Genomic DNA, 1,408 nt, shown 5'->3' with positions numbered 1-1,408 from the left:
ACAATTCCTATTTTTTCATAATTAGGGGTCTCAAGCTCCCCCTAGCGGCCACCGAGAAAACCTTCACCAGATAAGTATTTTTACTCAAGTCTCTGGAGGGGGACAGCTTATGTGACAGTTGAGGGTGCGGAATGTGGGTTTTTATCTGTAGAGATAGAAAAATTCGCGGAGGTAAACTATGAACAGAGACATCATTACTGGAATGGACGGCGAGATTTATGCCAGACGCGATCTGAGTCGGGAATGGGGCGGAGCGATCGATCTGGGAAAAGCTAAAACGGGAAAAAGCTTCGAGGTTGACGGTCATTTAGGGGAAACTAATCGCTGCGGCGTTTGGGATAGTGTGGACAGACTCAAATTCAGGACTTCGCGTAACCTTCGTTTGGAACTCGCCACCGACCCCAACGTGATCACCGAGTTAGTCCGATTTGATAGTAAGGGTGTCGCCACCGTCGTCGGTTCGGTTGAATACGGCGACCGACTGTCTCTCAATTTAACACCGGGTCGCTACGGCCTCAGCTTCTTTGTCGAGGGAGATTTGATCTCCTATCAGGTTAATGCCAGTTTCATTTAGGGCTGTTTAAAGATCAAGGATAGCGACCGCCGAAATCAGCAAAGACCGTTCAATTCCCCCAAAACAGCCTGATGTTTCTGCCGGGCTGACCTTTCCTCGGTCGATGTGCGTTGGCACTGTCTCAGATTTTTGCCGATGGTTGATAGCTCAACTTTCAGAGTAAGCCGTTTCTTTTGAACGTAATCCCGCCAATTCTCCCGCTCAATGGCATCGAGTTCTTGGCAGATGTCAGCAGTCAGCCGATAATCCACACTAGGAGCCAAAACTTCCCCGTCAAAGTGACCGCCGGCATAGCAGCCGGGGTTATGGCAGCGGGGCAGTTTATCCAGGTTGGAGTCAAAACCATCGATGACAAGGGCAGCGAGATAGTGGTGGACAATCCCACTGTCATGACAGCAGAAGCAATTCCAGCGGGGCTGCCAGATTTCTACCTCCGCTCCTGGTTCCTTTTCGGGGCGCATCGGCTCCCTGGGGAGTTTTTTCAAGATTTGTTCCCCCAAACTAAATTGTTGGTAATCGCCCAGTCCGCAAAAGCTTTTCTTGTCTCCCACTCTTCTGGTGGTCCCCCTTGGGCTACAAAACGACCTTTTCCTTGCCGTATTTCAGTAATCCACTCCTCTCGTTTGGGGTGGTTCTCCCAATCCCTTTCTTGTAATTCACTTTGAAACATATCGTAATACACGCGGGAACGTTCTTTACCGAAATTTTGGGTTAAAGCCCCGTCCTTTTAGGACGGCTTTTTAAACTATATCTTGTTAACTTAACTTTTATTGTGCTATACTGATTTTGTCTAAGTCCCCCCTGCGTAAAATGTTTGTCTTAGAGTTTAAAGTT

At 48.3% G+C, this 1,408-nt stretch carries 3 protein-coding genes; 1 reads left to right on the top strand and 2 read right to left on the bottom strand.

Annotation, left to right across the window (positions count from 1 at the left end; translation table 11 throughout):
* The first annotated feature begins 178 nt into the window (after positions 1-178).
* Positions 179-574 carry a hypothetical protein gene (locus tag O9295_RS08415; RefSeq protein ID WP_288032655.1) on the top strand — a complete coding sequence of 132 codons (396 nt, stop codon included), beginning with the start codon at positions 179-181 and terminating at the stop codon, positions 572-574.
* 35 nt (positions 575-609) lie between these two features.
* On the opposite strand, the gene O9295_RS08410 is transcribed toward O9295_RS08415, so the two are convergent.
* A complete protein-coding gene (locus tag O9295_RS08410) occupies positions 610-1,035 on the bottom strand; it encodes a hypothetical protein (RefSeq protein WP_288032654.1) in 426 nt (141 codons plus the stop codon).
* Between the two features lie 20 nt (positions 1,036-1,055).
* The gene (locus tag O9295_RS08405; RefSeq protein ID WP_288032653.1) at positions 1,056-1,244 is read right to left on the bottom strand and encodes a hypothetical protein; all 189 of its coding nucleotides are present in this window, start codon (positions 1,242-1,244) and stop codon (positions 1,056-1,058) included.
* Positions 1,245-1,408 lie beyond the last annotated feature (164 nt).

The organism is Microcystis sp. LE18-22.4A (genome assembly GCF_027531105.1).
In the GTDB taxonomy this organism is placed as follows: Bacteria; Cyanobacteriota; Cyanobacteriia; order Cyanobacteriales; family Microcystaceae; genus Microcystis; species Microcystis aeruginosa.
Note: the sequence above shows the minus strand (reverse complement) of the source record. Positions and strands in the feature narration are given on the sequence as shown.